The 19924-nt window shown below is 59.0% G+C and carries 11 protein-coding genes; 8 read left to right on the top strand and 3 right to left on the bottom strand.

What is annotated here, in order from left to right:
- The first annotated feature begins 107 nt into the window (after positions 1–107).
- The 6 genes from lepA to pdxJ all read left to right on the top strand — a co-directional run bounded on the left by lepA (position 108) and on the right by pdxJ (position 6177).
- On the top strand, positions 108–1907 hold the full coding sequence (gene lepA / locus ACM6JQ_RS22240; protein WP_007909029.1) for a translation elongation factor 4: 1800 nt from the start codon (positions 108–110) through the stop codon (positions 1905–1907).
- Between the two features lie 5 nt (positions 1908–1912).
- On the top strand, positions 1913–2767 hold the full coding sequence (gene lepB, locus ACM6JQ_RS22235) for a signal peptidase I (RefSeq protein WP_007909027.1): 855 nt from the start codon (positions 1913–1915) through the stop codon (positions 2765–2767).
- A gap of 169 nt (positions 2768–2936) precedes the next feature.
- The gene (gene rnc / locus ACM6JQ_RS22230) at positions 2937–3626 is read left to right on the top strand and encodes a ribonuclease III (RefSeq protein ID WP_016986099.1); all 690 of its coding nucleotides are present in this window, start codon (positions 2937–2939) and stop codon (positions 3624–3626) included.
- Complete coding sequence (era, locus tag ACM6JQ_RS22225) at positions 3619–4521, top strand: GTPase Era (protein ID WP_007909024.1); 903 nt, start codon at positions 3619–3621, stop codon at positions 4519–4521. Before rnc ends, era begins: the two co-directional genes overlap by 8 nt.
- Positions 4522–4638: 117 nt before the next feature.
- Positions 4639–5328 carry a DNA repair protein RecO gene (gene recO / locus ACM6JQ_RS22220; protein ID WP_095112584.1) on the top strand — a complete coding sequence of 230 codons (690 nt, stop codon included), beginning with the start codon at positions 4639–4641 and terminating at the stop codon, positions 5326–5328.
- Positions 5329–5430: 102 nt separating this feature from the next.
- On the top strand, positions 5431–6177 hold the full coding sequence (gene pdxJ, locus ACM6JQ_RS22215) for a pyridoxine 5'-phosphate synthase (RefSeq protein ID WP_047292711.1): 747 nt from the start codon (positions 5431–5433) through the stop codon (positions 6175–6177).
- 81 nt (positions 6178–6258) lie between these two features.
- On the opposite strand, the gene mltF is transcribed toward pdxJ, so the two are convergent.
- Complete coding sequence (gene mltF, locus ACM6JQ_RS22210) at positions 6259–7719, bottom strand: membrane-bound lytic murein transglycosylase MltF (protein WP_414894678.1); 1461 nt, start codon at positions 7717–7719, stop codon at positions 6259–6261.
- Between the two features lie 285 nt (positions 7720–8004).
- On the opposite strand from mltF, the gene purL reads away from it, so the two are divergent.
- Positions 8005–11901, top strand: a complete 3897-nt coding sequence (purL, locus tag ACM6JQ_RS22205) for a phosphoribosylformylglycinamidine synthase (protein WP_414894677.1) — start codon at positions 8005–8007, stop codon at positions 11899–11901.
- Between the two features lie 5 nt (positions 11902–11906).
- Positions 11907–12218: an NGG1p interacting factor NIF3 gene (locus ACM6JQ_RS22200; RefSeq protein WP_414894676.1), complete on the top strand. Its 312-nt coding sequence runs from the start codon at positions 11907–11909 to the stop codon at positions 12216–12218.
- 67 nt (positions 12219–12285) lie between these two features.
- On the opposite strand, the gene ACM6JQ_RS22195 is transcribed toward ACM6JQ_RS22200, so the two are convergent.
- Both ACM6JQ_RS22195 and nagE read right to left on the bottom strand, forming a co-directional pair.
- On the bottom strand, positions 12286–18015 hold the full coding sequence (locus ACM6JQ_RS22195) for a toxin (RefSeq protein WP_414894675.1): 5730 nt from the start codon (positions 18013–18015) through the stop codon (positions 12286–12288).
- 178 nt (positions 18016–18193) lie between these two features.
- Positions 18194–19909, bottom strand: coding sequence for an N-acetylglucosamine-specific PTS transporter subunit IIBC (nagE, locus tag ACM6JQ_RS22190; RefSeq protein WP_007909017.1), 1716 nt, complete (start codon positions 19907–19909; stop codon positions 18194–18196).
- Between the last annotated feature and the right edge of the window lie 15 nt (positions 19910–19924).

Genomic DNA, 19924 nt, shown 5'->3' with positions numbered 1-19924 from the left:
CATGCAATCCGGGTGACAGGCGAACGTGACGCTTGCGCCGTGTATCAGGTACAATTCCCGGCTATTTTTCGGCGGGCTATGCCTGCAGCCTTTTTGAGTGTTGATCCGTGAGTGATTTGAGTCATATCCGCAATTTCTCCATCATCGCCCACATTGACCATGGCAAGTCGACGCTGGCCGATCGCTTCATCCAGATGTGCGGCGGCCTGGCCGAGCGTGAAATGGAAGCCCAGGTACTGGATTCCATGGATCTGGAGCGTGAACGCGGGATCACCATCAAGGCCCACAGCGTTACCCTCTATTACACCGCCAAAGACGGCATCAAGTATCAGCTGAACTTCATTGACACCCCGGGCCACGTCGACTTCACCTACGAAGTCAGCCGTTCCCTGGCCGCGTGTGAAGGTGCCTTGCTGGTGGTCGATGCGGGTCAGGGTGTTGAAGCCCAGTCCGTGGCCAACTGCTACACCGCCATCGAGCAGGGCCTTGAGGTCATGCCGGTGCTGAACAAGATCGACCTGCCGCAGGCTGATCCTGAGCGCGTCAAGGACGAGATCGAGAAGATCATCGGCATCGACGCCACCGACGCCGTCACCTGCAGCGCCAAAACCGGCCTGGGTGTCGACGAAGTGCTCGAGCGCCTTGTGCAGACCATTCCTGCGCCGACCGGCAACATCGAAGATCCGCTGCAAGCGTTGATCATCGATTCCTGGTTCGACAACTACCTGGGCGTTGTCTCCCTGGTGCGCGTGCGTCATGGTCGCGTGAAGAAGGGCGACAAGATCCTCGTCAAGTCCACCGGCAAGATCCACCTGGTCGACAGCGTTGGCGTGTTCAACCCGAAACACACCGCCACCGCTGACCTCAAGGCCGGCGAAGTGGGCTTCATCATTGCCAGCATCAAGGACATTCACGGTGCACCGGTCGGTGACACCCTGACCCTGAGCTCTACCCCGGACGTTGAAGTGCTGCCCGGCTTCAAACGCATCCAGCCGCAGGTTTACGCCGGTCTGTTCCCGGTCAGCTCCGACGACTTCGAGGATTTCCGCGAAGCGCTGCAGAAGCTGACCCTCAACGACTCGTCGCTGCAATACACCCCGGAAAGCTCCGACGCACTGGGCTTCGGCTTCCGTTGCGGGTTCCTCGGCATGCTGCACATGGAAATCATCCAGGAGCGCCTTGAGCGCGAGTACAACCTGGACCTGATCACCACGGCGCCGACGGTAATCTTCGAGCTGGTGCTGAAAACCGGTGAAACGATTTACGTCGACAACCCGTCCAAGCTGCCGGATGTGTCGTCGATCGAAGACATGCGCGAGCCGATCGTGCGCGCCAACATTCTGGTGCCGCAGGAACACTTGGGCAACGTCATCACCCTGTGCATCGAGAAGCGTGGCGTTCAAGTCGACATGCTGTTCCTCGGCAATCAGGTGCAAGTCACTTACGACCTGCCGATGAACGAAGTGGTCCTGGACTTCTTCGACCGTCTCAAATCCACCAGCCGTGGCTATGCTTCGCTGGATTACCATTTCGATCGTTACCAATCGGCTAATCTGGTGAAACTGGACGTGCTGATCAACGGCGACAAGGTCGATGCCCTTGCATTGATCGTGCACCGTGACAACTCGCACTACAAAGGTCGCCAGTTGACCGAGAAGATGAAAGAACTGATTCCTCGTCAGATGTTCGACGTAGCCATTCAGGCCGCCATCGGTGGTCAGATCGTTGCCCGGACAACCGTCAAGGCGCTCAGAAAGAACGTATTGGCCAAATGCTACGGTGGTGACGTCAGCCGTAAGAAGAAACTGCTCGAGAAGCAAAAGGCCGGTAAGAAACGCATGAAGCAGGTCGGCAACGTGGAAATTCCACAAGAAGCCTTCCTTGCCGTGCTCAGGTTGGATAGTTAGGTCCTATGTCACTAAATTTCCCGCTGTTGCTGGTCATCGCCGTGTTCGTCTGCGGCCTGTTGGCGTTGCTTGATCTGTTGATCCTGGCACCGCGTCGGCGTGCTGCCATTGCCTCTTATCAAGGCAGCGTCAGCCAGCCTGACGGGGTGGTCGTTGAAAAACTGAATAAAGAGCCGCTGCTGGTCGAATACGGCAAGTCGTTCTTCCCGGTGTTGTTCATCGTGCTGGTACTGCGCTCGTTCCTCGTGGAGCCGTTCCAGATCCCTTCGGGCTCGATGAAACCGACCCTGGATGTCGGCGACTTCATTCTGGTGAACAAGTTTTCTTACGGGATCCGCCTGCCGGTGATCGACAAGAAAATCATCGAAGTCGGTGATCCGCAGCGCGGCGATGTGATGGTGTTCCGCTACCCGAGCGATCCGAACGTCAACTACATCAAGCGTGTAGTGGGTCTGCCGGGTGACACGGTGCGTTACACCGCCGACAAGCGTCTGTTTGTGAACGGCGAGTCGATTGCCGAGCAGATGGTCGGCGCCGAGCCGGGCACGCTGGGCAGCGCCGAACTGTACAAAGAGAAACTGGGCGCCGCCGAGCATCTGATCCGCAAGGAAATGAGCCGCTACCGCGCCACGCCGGATCGCTCGTGGACAGTGCCTGCCGGGCACTACTTCATGATGGGCGACAACCGCGACAACTCGAATGACAGTCGCTACTGGGATGATCCGAACATTCCCAAGGATCTGCTGGGCATGGTTCCCGACCAGAATATCGTCGGCAAGGCCTTCGCGGTCTGGATGAGCTGGCCAGAACCGAAACTCAGTCACCTGCCGAATTTCTCGCGGGTTGGCCTGATCAAGTAATCACACACGGCGCTGTTGACCACAGCGCCGAATGCATTTCTGGAGTCGGCACAATCGGCTTCGCAATCGCCAGGATTTAATTTTTGAACACAGCGTTAATTGTCCCAGGCCTGCGCCGCATCCCGGCGATGGCAGTGGAATCCAGCCACGAACTCAGCGTGGGTAAACCGTGAGCGTTTCTCTAAGCCGTCTCGAGCGTCAGCTCGGTTACACCTTCAAGGACCAGGAGCTGATGCTGCTGGCTCTGACGCACCGCAGTTTTGCCGGGCGCAACAACGAACGCCTGGAATTCCTTGGCGATGCCATCCTCAACTTCGTTGCCGGCGAGGCGCTGTTCGATCGCTTCCCGCTGGCCCGCGAAGGCCAGTTGTCGCGTTTGCGCGCACGTTTGGTAAAAGGTGAGACGCTGGCCGTACTGGCGCGCGGTTTCGACCTTGGCGATTACCTGCGACTGGGTTCCGGCGAGTTGAAAAGCGGCGGTTTCCGTCGCGAATCGATTCTGGCCGACGCCCTCGAAGCCTTGATCGGCGCGATCTATCTCGACGCCGGCATGGACATGGCGCGTGAGCGCGTGCTGGCCTGGCTGGCCGGTGAGTTCGAAGGCCTGACGCTGGTCGACACCAACAAGGATCCGAAAACCCGCCTGCAGGAACACCTGCAATCGCGCGGTTGCGATCTGCCACGCTACGAAGTGGTAGATATCCAGGGCGAGCCGCACTGCCGAACCTTCTTCGTCGAGTGCGAAGTTGTCTTACTGAATGAAAAAAGCCGAGGTCAGGGTGTGAGCCGTCGTATTGCCGAACAGGTAGCGGCCGCCGCAGCACTGATTGCCCTGGGCGTGGAGAATGGCAATGACTGATACAAACGCAACTCGCTGTGGCTATGTTGCCATCGTCGGCCGTCCCAACGTTGGCAAGTCCACGTTGCTGAACCACATCCTTGGCCAGAAGCTCGCGATCACTTCGCGCAAGCCGCAGACCACTCGCCACAATATGCTCGGGATCAAAACCGAAGGTGACGTGCAGGCGATCTACGTCGACACCCCCGGCATGCACAAGGGTGGCGAAAAGGCCCTGAACCGCTACATGAACAAAACCGCTTCGGCGGCGTTGAAAGACGTCGACGTGGTGATCTTCGTGGTCGATCGCACCAAGTGGACCGACGAAGACCAGATGGTTCTTGAACGCGTGCAGTACGTGACGGGTCCGCTGATCGTCGCGCTGAACAAGACCGACCGCATCGAAGACAAAGCCGAGCTGATGCCGCACCTGAGCTGGTTGCAGGAACAACTGCCGAACGCGCAGATCATTCCGATTTCGGCGCAACACGGTCACAACCTCGACGCGCTGGAAAAGGTCATTGCCGATCATCTGCCGGAGAACGATCACTTCTTTCCGGAAGACCAGATCACCGACCGCAGCAGCCGTTTCCTCGCCGCTGAACTGGTGCGCGAGAAAATCATGCGCCAGATGGGCGCTGAGCTGCCGTACCAGATCACCGTCGAGATCGAAGAGTTCAAGCAGCAGGGCAAAACCCTGCACATCCACGCCTTGATCCTCGTTGAACGTGACGGCCAGAAGAAGATCATCATTGGCGACAAGGGCGAGCGTATCAAGCGCATCGGCACCGAAGCGCGCAAGGACATGGAACTGCTGTTCGACTCCAAGATCATGCTCAACCTGTGGGTCAAGGTGAAGGGCGGCTGGTCCGACGACGAGCGTGCGCTGCGTTCGCTGGGTTACGGCGACCTGTAAGCGATTCGAAGATCAAAAGATCGCAGCCTTCGGCAGCTCCTACAATGTCTTGTTTACACCTGTAGGAGCTGTCGAAGGCTGCGATCTTTTTTTGCAATCCCGACCGGGAAAAACGTCATGTCGCAAAACCCGCCTCCTGCCCAACCCGCCTACGTCCTGCATTCTCGCGCCTACCGCGAAACCAGTGCGTTGGTGGATTTCCTCACGCCGCAAGGGCGGCTGCGGGCGGTGTTGCGCAGTGCGCGGGGCAAGGCCGGGACATTGGCGCGGCCGTTCGTGTCGCTGGAAGTGGAGTTCCGCGGCAAGGGCGAGCTGAAGAATGTCGGGCGCATGGAGGGTTCTGGCACCTCTGCCTGGCTCAACGGCGAAGCGCTGTTCAGCGGTCTCTATCTCAATGAGTTGCTGATTCGTTTGCTGCCCGCTGAAGACCCGCATCCGGGCGTATTCGATCACTACGCCGCGACTTTGCTGGCACTGGCTGAAGGGCGACCGCTGGAGCCATTGCTGCGCTCCTTCGAGTGGCGACTGTTGGACGATCTCGGTTACGGCTTTTCGTTGAACACTGATGTCCATGGCGAGCCCGTCGCGCCAGACGGTCTCTATCGTCTGCAAGTGGATGCGGGACTTGAGCGGGTCTTCCTGCTGCAACCCGGCCTGTTCAACGGCGTCGAACTACTGGCCATGGCCGAAGCCGACTGGACCGCGCCCGGTGCGCTGTCCGCCGCCAAGCGCTTGATGCGGCAGGCCTTGGCCGTTCATTTGGGCGGTCGCCCTCTCGTCAGTCGTGAGCTGTTTCGCAAGCCCTAAGGGTCTGTTTACGTCTGGAAGCGGCGCAACGGGCCCAGACGTAAACAGACCCTTCACCGTGTATGCTGTGCGCCGAATCTTTTTCTTCAGGAGCGCGCATCCGTGACCACCAGTAATCGCATTCTTCTTGGCGTGAACATCGACCACGTCGCCACCCTGCGTCAGGCCCGTGGCACGCGCTACCCGGATCCGGTCAAGGCTGCGCTGGACGCGGAAGAGGCGGGCGCTGATGGCATTACCGTGCACCTGCGTGAAGACCGCCGGCACATTCAGGAGCGCGACGTACTGCTGCTCAAGGATGTGCTGCAAACCCGCATGAACTTTGAAATGGGCGTTACCGAAGAAATGATGGCGTTCGCCGAACGCATCCGTCCGGCGCACATTTGCCTGGTCCCGGAAACCCGTCAGGAACTGACCACTGAAGGCGGTCTGGATGTAGCGGGGCAGGAAGAGCGCATCAAGGCAGCAGTTGAACGTCTGTCGAAGATCGGCAGCGAAGTGTCGCTGTTCATCGATGCCGACGAGCGTCAGATTGCGGCGTCGAAGCGTGTTGGCGCTCCAGCCATCGAGTTGCACACCGGTCGTTACGCCGATGCCGAAACCCCGACCGAAGTGGCTGAAGAATTGAAGCGTGTGGCGGACGGTGTGGCGTTTGGTTTGGCCCAAGGGCTGATCGTTAACGCGGGTCACGGCTTGCATTACCACAACGTTGAAGCCGTAGCGGCAATCAAGGGTATCAACGAACTGAACATCGGCCATGCGCTGGTGGCACATGCGTTGTTCGTCGGCTTCAAGTCTGCAGTATCGGAAATGAAGGCGCTGATTCTGGCGGCCGCTCTCAAGGGCTAAGATCAAAAGATCGCAGCCTTCGGCAGCTACAGGTGTACGCATAACCCTGTAGGAGCTGCCGAAGGTTGCGATCTTTTGCTTTTAAAGCGGGGCAGGTTCTTGCGCGGGTTTTGACTTGTCGATGCCGGGCACATGCAAATTGCCTTCAGCCACTTGATCACCCTCAAGCTGCGGCTGCGTCACCCAGGTCAAAATGTCGTAGTAACGACGAATGTTCGCCACAAAATGCACCGGCTCGCCGCCTCGGGCGTAGCCATAACGCGTCTTGCTGTACCACTGCTTCTGGGAAAGGCGCGGTAGGATCTTCTTCACGTCCAGCCATTTGTCCGGGTTCAACCCTTCCTTGGCCGTCAGCTTGCGCGCGTCATCCAGATGACCGCTGCCGACGTTGTACGCCGCCAGGGCGAACCACGTGCGATCCGGTTCCTTGATCGAATCGTCGAGCTGGTCCTTCATATAAGCCAGGTACTTGGCGCCGCCCATGATGCTCTGCTTCGGATCGAGGCGGTTGGACACACCCATCGCCTGAGCGGTGTTCTGTGTGAGCATCATCAGGCCGCGCACACCGGTTTTCGAGGTGACGGTCGGCTGCCACAGCGATTCCTGATAACCAATGGCTGCCAGCAGGCGCCAGTCGACTTTCTCTTTCTTCGCGTAATTCTTGAAGTGCTGTTCGTATTTCGGCAGGCGCTGCTGCAAGTGCTGGGCGAAGGTCGTGGCACCCATGTAGCCGAGGACATCGACGTGGCCGTAATAACGATCCTTCAAGCGTTGCAGTGTGCCGTTCTTCTGCACCTTGTCCAGATACGCGTTGATTTCGTTGAGCAGGCTATTGTCTTCTCCCGGGCCGACCGCCCAGCTCTGGCTGCGCGCATCGCCAAGGTCGAAGGCCACGCGAATATTGGTGAAATACACCTGGTTCATCGCCACTTCGTTGGAGTCGACCAGGGTCAGGTCAATCTGCCCTTCATCGACCATGCGCAGCAGGTCGACCACTTCAACCGCATCGGACTCTTCATATTCAATGCCGGGGAGTTTCTTTTTCAGCTCCGCCAGTTGTTCGGCATGGGTACTGCCTTTGAGCACCATAATCTTCTTGCCGACCAGATCACCCGGGTCGGTCGGCCGCGACTGACCGTTGCGATAAATGATCTGCGGGGTGACTTCCAGATAGGAGTGCGAGAAGCGCACCTGTTTCTTGCGCTGTTCGCTGCTGACCAGACCGGCGGCAGCCAGCACCGGGCCATTCGGTTTGCCGATCTGGTCGAAGAGGTCGTCGAGGTTGTCGGCGGTCTCGATCTTCAGCTCGACACCCAAATCGTCGGCGAAGCGCTTCACCAGCTCGTATTCGAAGCCGGTTTCACCGCTGCGATCCTGAAAGTAGGTGGCGGGGCTGTTACGGGTAATCACCCGCAGCACACCATCCTCCTTTACGCGCTCGAGTGTGTTGGGTTTATCAACACAGCCACCGAGCATCAGGAAGAGTCCGGTTGCGATCAGCCATTTGGCGTACCGCGGACGCAAAGCCGTTGGGAAAAACATCTGCGCAGTATACGCAAACGGCCACGGGCGCCATATCTCGACAGTGCAGGGCGAGTCTGCTAGCGATCACAAAATAGGACGAAACCCCACAGAAACGGGCCTTTAAGGCTTTTTGTTACAGTAAAAATAAGCGGCCTCTGAATGGTTGATTTACCTGACTCTGAAGTCGGAAACACAGATTGATACCCGAGTGCAACCGTGCGTAGCGTTTCGGGTGATGTTGAGGGCGGTTTAGGCTAGAATGCACGGCCTCAAAGCACACCCCTTCCCGAGGCTGTCCCGAAGATGTTGATCCTGCGCGGCGCTCCTGCCCTTTCTGCCTTTCGCCACAGCAAACTCCTTGAGCAACTGAGCCAGAAGGTTTCAGCTGTCAGTGGCCTGTATGCTGAATTCGCTCACTTCGCCGAAGTCACCGGCGTCCTGACCGGCGACGAACAGCAGGTGCTAGCGCGCCTTCTGAAGTACGGCCCAAGCGTTCCGGTACAAGAGCCGACCGGTCGTCTGTTTCTGGTGTTGCCGCGTTTCGGCACCATCTCGCCATGGTCGAGCAAGGCCAGCGACATCGCCCGCAACTGCGGCCTGAGCAAGATCCAGCGTCTGGAGCGCGGTATCGCCTTCTACGTTGCCGGTCAGTTCAGCGAAGCCGAAGCCCAGCAGATTGCCGATGTACTGCATGACCGCATGACGCAAATCGTGCTGGCCAACCTCGAACAGGCCGCCGGTCTGTTCAGCCACGCCGAGCCGAAGCCGCTGACTGCAATCGACATCCTTGGTGGTGGTCGCGCCGCGCTGGAAAAAGCCAACACCGAGCTGGGCCTGGCCCTGGCCGAAGACGAGATCGACTATCTGGTCAACGCCTTCAACGGCCTCAAGCGCAACCCGCACGACATCGAACTGATGATGTTCGCCCAGGCCAACTCCGAGCACTGCCGCCACAAGATCTTCAACGCCAGTTGGGATATTGATGGCGAGAACCAGGAAAAAAGCCTGTTCGGCATGATCAAGAACACCTACGTGATGCACAGCGAAGGCGTTCTGTCGGCTTATAAGGACAACGCCTCGGTGATCGTCGGCAACGTTGCCGGCCGTTTCTTCCCGAATCCTGAAACCCGCCAGTACGGCGCGGTGCAGGAGCCGGTGCACATCCTGATGAAGGTTGAAACCCACAACCACCCGACCGCGATCGCTCCGTTCCCGGGCGCGTCGACCGGTTCCGGTGGCGAGATCCGTGATGAAGGTGCAACCGGTCGTGGCGCCAAGCCAAAAGCCGGCCTGACCGGTTTCACCGTGTCCAATCTGCAGATCCCGGGCTTCGAACAGCCGTGGGAAGTGCCGTACGGCAAGCCTGAGCGCATCGTTACCGCGCTGGACATCATGATCGAAGGCCCGCTCGGCGGCGCTGCGTTCAACAACGAGTTCGGTCGTCCGGCCCTGACTGGCTATTTCCGTACCTTCGAACAGTCGATCACCACCCCGCACGGTGACGAAGTTCGCGGTTACCACAAGCCGATCATGCTGGCTGGCGGCATGGGCAACATTCGTGAAGAACACGTCAAGAAGGGCGAGATCGTGGTCGGCTCCAAGCTGATCGTCCTTGGCGGCCCAGCGATGTTGATCGGTCTGGGCGGCGGCGCTGCCTCCTCGATGGCCACCGGCACCAGCTCGGCGGATCTCGACTTCGCTTCCGTGCAGCGTGAAAACCCTGAAATGGAGCGTCGCTGCCAGGAAGTCATCGACCGTTGCTGGCAACTGGGTGACAAGAACCCGATCAGCTTCATCCACGACGTCGGCGCGGGCGGTCTGTCCAACGCCTTCCCGGAGCTGGTCAACGACGGCGACCGCGGTGGTCGTTTCGAACTGCGCAACATTCCAAACGACGAGCCGGGCATGGCCCCGCACGAAATCTGGTCCAACGAATCCCAGGAACGTTACGTTCTGGCGGTCGGCCCGGAAGACTTCCAGCGCTTCCAGGCGATCTGCGAACGCGAGCGCTGCCCGTTTGCCGTTGTTGGTGAAGCCACTGCCGAGCCGCAACTGACCGTGACCGACAGCCACTTCGGTAACAACCCGGTGGACATGCCACTGGAAGTGTTGCTGGGCAAAGCACCGCGCATGCACCGTTCGGTGGTTCGTGAAGCCGAGCTGGGCGATGACTTCGATCCGTCGAACCTCGACATCACCGAGTCCATCGAGCGCGTTCTGCATCACCCGGCCGTGGCGAGCAAGAGCTTCCTGATCACCATCGGCGACCGCACCATCACCGGCCTGGTTGCCCGTGACCAAATGGTTGGCCCGTGGCAGGTTCCGGTGGCCGACGTTGCCGTCACCGCTACCAGTTTCGACGTTTACACCGGTGAAGCCATGGCGATGGGCGAGCGCACTCCGCTGGCATTGCTGGATGCTCCGGCGTCGGGCCGCATGGCCATCGGCGAAACCCTGACCAATATCGCTGCTTCGCGCATCAACAAGATCTCCGACATCAAACTGTCGGCGAACTGGATGTCCGCTGCCGGTCACCCGGGCGAAGACGCGCGTCTGTACGACACCGTGAAAGCGGTCGGTATGGAACTGTGCCCTGAGCTGGGCATCACCATTCCGGTGGGCAAGGACTCGATGTCCATGGCCACTCGCTGGAACGATAACGGCGAAGAAAAAACCGTGACCTCGCCGATGTCGCTGATCGTGACCGGTTTCGCGCCAGTGGCTGACATCCGTCAGACCCTGACCCCGGAACTGCGCATGGACAAGGGCACCACCGACCTGATCCTGATCGACCTCGGTCGCGGTCAGAACCGTATGGGCGCTTCGATCCTTGCACAGGTACACGGCAAGCTCGGCAAACACGCGCCGGACGTCGATGACGCCGAAGACCTGAAAGCCTTCTTCGCGGTGATCCAAGGCCTCAACGCCGACGGTCACCTGCTGGCTTACCACGACCGTTCCGACGGTGGTCTGCTGACTTCTGTAGTGGAAATGGCCTTCGCCGGCCACTGCGGTCTGAGCCTGAACCTCGACAGCGTTGCCGAGTCTTCGTCCGAAATCGCTGCGATCCTGTTCAACGAAGAACTGGGTGCGGTGATCCAGGTTCGTCAGGACGCCACGCCAGACATCCTCGCGCAATTCAGCGCGGCCGGTCTGGGCGACTGCGTGTCGGTGATCGGTCAGCCGATCAACAATGGCCAGATCAACATCACCTTCAACGGTGCCACCGTGTTCGAAGGCCAGCGTCGTCTGCTGCAACGTACCTGGGCTGAAACCAGCTACCAGATCCAGCGTCTGCGTGACAACGCCGACTGCGCCGAGCAAGAGTTCGACGTGCTGCTGGAAGAAGACAACCCGGGCCTGAGCGTCAAGCTCAGCTACGACGTCAACCAGGACATCGCCGCGCCTTACATCAAGAAAGGCATCCGCCCACAGGTTGCCGTGCTGCGTGAGCAGGGCGTCAACGGTCAGGTGGAAATGGCTGCCGCGTTCGACCGTGCCGGTTTCAACGCGATCGACGTGCACATGAGCGACATTCTCGCCGGCCGTGTCGACCTGAACGAGTTCAAAGGTCTGGTGGCCTGCGGTGGTTTCTCCTACGGCGACGTGCTCGGTGCCGGTGAGGGCTGGGCCAAATCGGCACTGTTCAACAGCCGCGCCCGCGATGCGTTCCAAGGCTTCTTCGAGCGTAACGACAGCTTCACCCTCGGCGTGTGCAACGGTTGCCAGATGATGTCCAACCTGCACGAGCTGATCCCGGGTAGCGAGTTCTGGCCGCACTTCGTGCGCAACCGCTCCGAGCAGTTCGAAGCGCGCGTGGCGATGGTGCAGATTCAGGAGTCGAACTCGATCTTCCTGCAGGGCATGGCCGGTTCGCGTATGCCGATCGCCATTGCTCACGGTGAAGGTCACGCCGAATTCTCCAGCGAAGAAGCACTGCTGGAAGCCGATCTGTCGGGTTGCGTGGCGATGCGTTTCGTCGACAACCACGGCAAGGTCACCGAGCGTTATCCGGCCAACCCGAACGGCTCGCCGCGCGGGATTACCGGTCTCACCAGCCGTGATGGCCGTGTGACGATCATGATGCCGCACCCGGAGCGTGTGTTCCGTGCCGTGCAGAACTCGTGGCGTTCGGAAGACTGGAACGAAGATGCACCGTGGATGCGTATGTTCCGTAACGCGCGCGTCTGGGTTAACTAAGGCCTGTGTACAAGCTCGCTTTTTTTGTTCCCGACAGTCATGTCGAAGTGGTCAAAGGGGCTGTGTTCGCTGCCGGTGGTGGGCGAATCGGTGACTATGACCACTGTGCGTGGCAGGTGCTTGGGTCTGGCCAGTTTCGACCTTTGGACGGCAGTCAGCCGTTCATTGGTGAAGCGGGGCAGATCGAGCGGATTGAGGAATGGAAGGTTGAGCTGGTGGTGGCGGATGAGTTGATCGTTGCTGCTGTAGCGGCGTTGAAGCTCAGTCATCCCTACGAGACACCGGCTTATGAGGTGTGGCGGCTGGAAGATTTCTGATCTTTCTTGCTGCTGAAACAGGAAACCCGCTGAGAGTGATTTCAGCGGGTTTTTTGTGGCCGGTAATTTAGCTTACGGCCGTCATGCCCTTGTCCTCTTTAAGCATATTGATCAGCGTCTGCAGATACTTGAAACGCAGGTCTTTCTTGCCCCATCGATCAATGTAAAGCAGGCCTTTGTCATCCACCTGGATGGGGGTGGTGACGATGTTGCCGGTGCCGGACTTGTGCACCAGTGTGGTTTCGCCCGGGCTGGGATGTTCGATCAGAAAGTCGCCCGGTTTGATCAGTTTGCCCCGGTCGACAGGCAAAACCGGTGCAGCCTTGTTCATTCCGGCAACAGCGACCTCCATCGTAAAATCGCCGCGTAACGCCCAAGTGCCACTGCCGGAGGGGGATTGCGAAACTTCCCACACCCCGCGATGGACACCACTGGCCACTTCAGGCGCAGCATCACGTATATGCAGGCCGGCGGCCCCAAGGGTATCGGCCAGGCCGGGCACGCCCAGGTTGTAATTGGTATGGGCGCTGCCGACAAAGGCCACCCATTTGTGCGGGCCGTGTGCCAGTTGGTCGGCCTCGATCACCTGGGTCGCGAAATAACTGAACATCTGGTTTCGTGACAGGCTCGGGTCATATAAACCTTCGAGATGGTAGCTGGCGGTGCAGTCGAGGGCCCTGATACGCAGGTTGTATTTCGCGGCTGCCTGAACCACCTCGGTGTAAGTATCGTTACCGGTGTAGAGAGGCATGTGGCCGCTATCCTGGTCACTCAGAAAAGTCTTGAGTCGCTCGGGCATGCGATGGGTGCGGTAAAAACGATCCAGGTCGGCCTGGTGCAGATCGGTCATCAGATGCTCCATATACAACGTTTCGTACCCGGCTTCCTTGAGTGTCTTCATGTAGATCTTGATTTGCGCCTTGCTCGATACATGGTGATGCGCTTCGCCGATCACCAGATTCAGACGACCGTCAGCCATTTGTCTTAAAAAAACCTTGAAATCGGTGCCATCGACAAGCTGCGGCAACTTGGCGCCAGGAGAGGGGACGAAGTCGGTGAAAGCGTCGCTCGCCGTTTTCTCCAGGCGTGCGCGGCTGGCGAGAAAGGCATCGTAGGCCTGCGCCTGCTTTTGTCCTGCCGGACGGTATCTGGGGTCCATTGAGTGGGGTTCTCTGCGCAATTGAGCAACGTCGTCACGCATCGACACTGGTATGTCGAATTCGCTGAAATGCTGAGCGCTGGGGGTGTCAGCTTCTGGTAGCTGAGGAAGTGGCCGCCGGGCCTTGTATGACGTGGCCAAGGCGACATGATAATCGCCTTTGGCCGTGGCTTCGCCGGCTGCGGCGCCGGGTAAGTCCACACCAATACGTGCAGGCTGCCCCGCTGCGATATCCTCGATACGGACCGCGACGGCGTCGTGCAGGTCGGCCAGACCTGGCGTGTTATCAAACGTGGTCATGCGTGAGTGGTCGGTCAGGGCAATCCAGCGTTCGTCAGGTACGTCGGCCATATCGGCGGCTATGGTTTTATACGAGTAGAAATTCCTGACACTGTTGTTGCGCTGGGTCAGTGGCGAAACATCGCTCATCAGCAAGGCTCCGTCCAGGTTGTAACTGGTCGAGGCGTCCAGTGCTTTGACCTTCAAACCCTTTTCTCGAGCCGTGCGCACCAGCGCCACGTAGGAAAATGGCGCTTCGGGTCCATGGCCCAGCGCGGCATCGACTGCGGTCAGATGCGTTTTGATGTGCTTCCAGGATTTTCCTCGGTTGAACCTTTCCAGTTTGACGTTGAAGACGTCGCCCGGCAGGTATTCCACATAGATGCACTTGAAACCCCTGTCGATCAGCGCGTCCATATCGTTGATCAGTACCTGTTTGCTGGCGATGGAGCCAGGCTCGGCTCCGATCACCAGATTTTTTTGGGTGAAGGCATTGCCGCCGATCAACTGGGCAAATGAAGTGTCGCTGGCGACAGTGGGGACTTCGGCGCGAACAGGCAGAGGCGCGAGTTGTTCAAAGTGACGCGTAGCATCCGTGGTCAGTTTTTCGACTTGTTGCTGGTAGGTCTTGCGTGTGGAGGCGAGTTCCTCGACTGCGCCGTAGAGATAGGGCTGGGGTGAAGAACCCATGTAGTCCTGACCCTTTTTGATTATGTCTTCTCTGGTTTGCGGGTTCATCACCATTTCGATCCGGCCCCAGTATTTGGGCGGCATGCCATAGTCTTTGTGCGGGCCGGGTGTCTGCGGCACAGGTTCGTATTTCGGTGCACCGCCCGACACGCCACTGCGCACCATCACGCCGTCAGAGTTGGGCATGGCCTGGATCCCGGTCGACAAAAATCTGCCGGTTTCAGGGTCCAGGCGATGGAGCAAGTAACGACCGACGGCATCAGTCTTGTGCGATGCCCACAGCGGCCGGCCTTTATAAACCACCGGTCGCATGTCCGATGACGGCGCAGTGGGTTCAAGTTGATCGATCAGGGCCATGACCCGCGCCTGCTCGTTGGCGGCGCTGCCCGCGGTCAGGCGTAGGGGGCGGTTGACGGGATTGAGTGAGCGCAGGGCGGGACGCAGATCGGTCAATACCGCACCGGCACTGTTGAACAGATAACCGAGGAAATGTTGGAACGCTTCGCTGTTTTTTCCCTGGCGATAAGCATGCAGAGCGAGCATGGCGTCTTTGAATGCCAGCAGCAGGCCGGTGCTCAGACTCAACAGCGGAAAGGGCGCAGTGGCAATGGCGGTGACCCATTCGACACACGTCCAGATCAGGCCGGAAATCATCTCGGTGCGGCCGGTGGTGGTGGCGTGAACGTTGTCGATCTTGCGCTGCAGTTTCATGTTGTATAAACCCTGGCGCAGGTCGCTGACTGGCGTCACCGCGCGGGTCGAGTCGTAACGTGCAAGGCTGGATGTGGTTTTGTTGATATCCTCGGGCAGGCTATTTTTCGCGGCTTCGAGGAATGTGCGAATCCTGACCTGGGATTCAACGCTCACCCGCCGGGTGAAATACTCGATCATGCCGTCCTGCTGTTTCAGCAGGTAATTGAACAGTCTGGCTTCGCGAAAGCTGACGCCATCGGGAGCACCAGGGGTGTAGAGCAGAACCGGGTTTTTGTCATGGCTGAACAGCCAGCTGTCGAGGACCCATTCACCGTCGATCATCAGTCGGTGAATCGGGTAGTTTTTTTGCCTCTGCCTGGATGTGTCACCCATGCTGTCGATACTCTGCTCCAGCCATACCAGATCATTGCTGGCGATATGGCCTTGCAGACGGCATTCCAGTGCCGCGTATTTCATCTGGCGCTGGGTAATGGCCAGTGTCGTATTGCGCCTGAAATCGTAACCCTCGCTTGCCGGGTCTTGCAGGTCTTTTTTGACCTTGGCGGTGTATCGTTCACCGATCCAGACGCCCCTGACCGAGCGCGCAACATTCTGCGCGGTCAGGTGGCTGATATCGATCCCCGGTGGCCCTTTGAAGCGCGCCGAGCGCGAAAATTTTTCATCGAGAAAACCGATGCCGTCGGCATACCCGTCGCGGTACAAGCGGGTGTAGTTCACCGGTTCCGGCGTCGCCGAACGCACGATAGAGAGCGGCGAGTAGGCCCAGACAGTATCCGGGTCAACATCGTTGGCCGGGCGCTTGAGCAATTGGTTCAGGCTTTTTTTCGCTTGTTCATGCACGAACGCCTCAAAGCCTGGAAAGCGGCTGTCCGATAGCTTGTGTCTGGCGAAAGCCTGCGACGTGCCCTCGGCCTCTTCAGATAATGTCGACAGCTTTCTGCGGTTGGCAATTGTGGTCGTGCGATACCACACGGGAGTGCCGAAATCATAGTCGTCGATCCGAGTCGCCAAGATGTGGTCGGCCATAGCCCGAAGGCAGACGAGATGATTGCCGGAGTTTTCGAAGGTGACCTTTTTGTGTTCCTGGTCCTCTGGCTTGAGGCTCAGACCGGAGAGCACTTTGTGCAGGCTTTGACGAAAACGCAGGGGGGCACGGCTGATCAGGTAGCCGGCCATGCTGTTGGCGTCATCGCTGTGCCCGGCCCAACCAAGGATATGGGTCTGGCATTCAAGTTCGCTGGCGAACGCCTGGAACTGCCGTTCTCGTGGCGCTTGTGGTGTACAGAGCAATACGCGTGTAACGGCACCGGCGCTGTCGCTTTGTCGGAGTACCCACAGATCCTGTAATTGCGCGCCGTGCAGGGCCAACGTCGCGGCACGCAGGCGTGAGTCGCTGGCGCTGCGCAGGTCGCGGATAAGCTGCAAGTCACTGTCGAACAAATGGCCCTGCAGCACTGCTGTGCGAGCGAGCGCGAGGATTCGTTGATCCAGCATGTGCTCGAGGGCTGGCCTTATGGTCGAGCGCGCCTGCATCTCCTTCTGCAAATGGTTGAAGTCGATGCGCGGCTGCAGCTTCAACGCCTGCTCGACAAGCCATGCTGGCGTAACGTCCGAGTACGATGCCGGCAGGGGCGCATCGTTGTAGGTGAGGGTGGTATGGCTGAGAAACTCCGAACCCGACAATTCATCGCCGGTATGCGGTCCGCGCAGGGACAGATCGATCAGGTTGCGCCGATGCTCAAAGACACCGTACCCGGCTACCCGACGATCAGTGCTGATATGCAGGTTTTGGGGATCCAGATCATCGATTTCCAGATCGTCGCTGAGGCACTCAAGCCATTGATGCCGGGCCAGTGCCATCAGGCTGGCCGCCGGTCCCATCAAATCGAGCAGTGTTTGCCGTGCCTGATGGTAGTTGCCTGCCTGCTGCGCCAGCTCGGTCTGTTTCATTGTGCTGGCGCTGCGATACCAATCCGGAGCGCTGTTGCGCAGGTGGCGTTCGAATAAGATTTGCGCTCGCAGTTCCAGGCGCTGCGTGAGGTCCGGCAGTGAGACCGCGATGGCCCGATCGAGGGCCGCCAGCAGCAGTGCAACGTCTTGTTGCGGGTTGTCGTCAAAGCTCAACGCGCGCTCGATGTCCTGCATGCGTTTATCGATCAAGGCATCGTAGGTATGTTCAAACAATGGTTTGCTGTCGATCGGCGTCAGTTGCAGCGGCCAGATCCCTGCGGCGCCGACGTTGTGATAACGCGTCGGCAACAAATGCAGGAATCCGTCGGGGCCCGTGGCTTTTTTGAGGTAATCAAGCAAATGGCTATCGAGGTCGGCCAGAGAGTCGAAGTACTCAATGCCTCTTGTCGGCGTAAACAGCACAACATAGCCGACGCTTTGATCAGTCAAAAGGTCGCTGACCCTGGGGCGGTCCTTTTCAGTGATCACAAAGGCGCCGGCCAGCTCGACGGTGATTCCCTGATAACCGAACTGCAGAGCGTACATGGCCGGACGCAGCATTGGCCCAAGTGTCGTTTTTTCCAGAAGTGCACCGGCTTGCGGATGCAGCAGACGATCCTTTACAGCCTGTCGCGCCTCGTGGCCGATGGCGGTGAAGCCAGCGTCGTACTTCAAAAATGTCTTGGCGGGTTTGCCATCGATCAGATCGCGAAGATCCATATTGATCAATTGCGTGTTGAGCCTGATCTTGAGTGTCGCGATCAGCTTCTTCCCGGCATCGCTGTGCAGGTCACTGGTTGCCAGTGCCTGATAAAGCGCACGGCTACGCTGCAGGAAGTGTTCACGGTAGGTGTTCAACTGCTCGTTCAGGCGCTTCAGGTACGCCTGCTCGGCCGTCGGTGGCTGTTCAGAGAGCAGCGGGGGCTCGATCTTGAAAAGGTGGTGGCCGATCTGATTGAGATCGTTTCTGACCTCTTCGGGCGTGGCTACAGCGGAAGTGCTCATCGGCACAGCCTCCATGCTGGTGGGAAGAGTCTTCAGCATGGCGAGGATGGCGGTGGCAGTGGTGGTACATATGTATTGAAGGACGCCCGCGCACCAGGTGTTGTCTGTCGCGCGCAAGGTTCGGCGAGCGGGGGCGTGCCGCCGAACTCGCTATAAGTCCGGCGCGCGCACCCTCATGTCAGGCCCTGGCACCGACCTCGATGCGATTGACCAAGTTCTCCAGCGCGCCACTCAGACTCGCTGCTTTATCGCCCACCAGCAGATGCCAGATCCCGCCTTCCAGCTGGCTGACACCCTGACAACCCAGTGCTTTCAACTTTGCCTCAGACAAGGCCGTGCCATCCGCCAATTGCAGGCGAATCCGCGTCATCGCAATGCAGTTCAGTTGCAGCACATTGTTGCCGCCGCCCAGGGCATTCAGCCATTGCTGCGCTTCAAAACCGGCGACCATCACTGCTGTTGGCTCATCAGCGGCAACAGCGGTTTCCATCAGGACTGCACGCCCCAGCGCCGGCATCGCCAGGCGAATCTCATCAGCAATACTGTCCGCCATTGGACCGACAACCACCTGCAAACTTCCACCCTTGCCCGGACGCACAACCGCCATCGCCCCCAGCGCTTTCAGCTCAGCATCCGACGCCTTGTTGCGATCGACCATCTCCAGGCGCAACCGCGTAGTGCAGGCGCCAACGGTGACCAAATTCTCCGCCCCACCCAATGCCTTGATGTAAGCACTGGCGCGTTCGTTCTCAGTCAGTACGGCTTTTTCACTGACAGCGACATCCTCCCGCCCCGGCGTCTTCAGATTGAAGCGACGAATACAGAAATCAAACACCGCGTAATACACCACGGCATAGGCCAGCCCGACCGGGATCACCAGCCAGCCGTTGGTCGAACGACCCCAGCCCAGGACCATGTCGATAAAGCCGCCGGAGAAGGTGAAGCCGAGGTGAATGTTCAGCGCATTGGTAATCGCCATCGACAACCCGGTCAGCAGCGCATGCAGCAAATACAACAGCGGCGCCAGAAACATGAAGGCGAATTCGATCGGCTCGGTCACCCCGGTCAAAAACGAAGTCAAAGCCATCGACAGGAAAATCCCGCCCATCACTTTGCGGCGTTCCGGCAGGGCGTTGCGATACATCGCCAGACACGCCGCCGGCAGGCCGAAGATCATCATCGGGAACATGCCGGTCATGAACTGGCCGCCCTTCGGATCACCGGCGAAGTAGCGCGACAGGTCGCCGGTCACCAATGCCCCGGTAGTTGGGTCGGTGAAGTTGCCGAACACAAACCACGCCATGTTGTTGAGGATGTGGTGCAGTCCGGTGACGATCAGCAGGCGGTTGAACACGCCAAACACGAACGCGCCAATGCTGCCGCTTTCCATCATCAGCGCGCCGAAGGCGTTGATGCCGTGCTGGATCGGCGGCCAGATATAACCGAACACCACGCCCAGACCGACCGCCGCGAACCCGGTGACAATCGGCACAAACCGTCGACCACCAAAGAATGCGAGGTACTCCGGCAGCTTGATGTCCTTGAAGCGGTTGTACAGCGCGCCGGCCATCAGGCCGCTGACGATACCGGCGAGCATGCCCATGTTGATGGTTGAATCGAGCACCTTGAGCGTGGAGATCATCACCAGATAACCGATTACCCCGGCCAGACCGGCAGTACCGTTGTTGTCCTTGGCAAAACCGACCGCGATGCCGATGGCGAAGATCATTGCCAGGTTGGCGAAGATCACTTGACCGGCGTCGTGGATGATCGCGATGTTCAGCAGGTCGGTGTCACCCAGCCGCAGCAGCAGGCCGGCAATCGGCAGGATCGCGATCGGCAGCATCAGCGCGCGGCCGAGGCGTTGCAGGCCTTCGATGAAGAGTTGGTACATGGCGTTTGTCCTTGT

The organism is Pseudomonas sp. IT-232MI5 (genome assembly GCF_949767845.1).
Taxonomy (GTDB): Bacteria; Pseudomonadota; Gammaproteobacteria; order Pseudomonadales; family Pseudomonadaceae; genus Aquipseudomonas.
This window is presented reverse-complemented; position numbering and strand designations above follow the sequence as displayed.

Bases quoted from the DNA above. Each gene is read 5' to 3' on its own strand.
- lepB (WP_007909027.1), top strand. From the start codon at position 1,913: ATGTCACTAAATTTCCCGCTGTTGCTGGTCATCGCCGTGTTCGTCTGC.
- era (WP_007909024.1), top strand. From the start codon at position 3,619: ATGACTGATACAAACGCAACTCGCTGTGGCTATGTTGCCATCGTCGGC.
- recO (WP_095112584.1), top strand. From the start codon at position 4,639: ATGTCGCAAAACCCGCCTCCTGCCCAACCCGCCTACGTCCTGCATTCT.
- mltF (WP_414894678.1), bottom strand. From the start codon at position 7,719: ATGTTTTTCCCAACGGCTTTGCGTCCGCGGTACGCCAAATGGCTGATC.
- purL (WP_414894677.1), top strand. From the start codon at position 8,005: ATGTTGATCCTGCGCGGCGCTCCTGCCCTTTCTGCCTTTCGCCACAGC.
- ACM6JQ_RS22195 (WP_414894675.1), bottom strand. From the start codon at position 18,015: ATGAGCACTTCCGCTGTAGCCACGCCCGAAGAGGTCAGAAACGATCTC.
- nagE (WP_007909017.1), bottom strand. From the start codon at position 19,909: ATGTACCAACTCTTCATCGAAGGCCTGCAACGCCTCGGCCGCGCGCTG.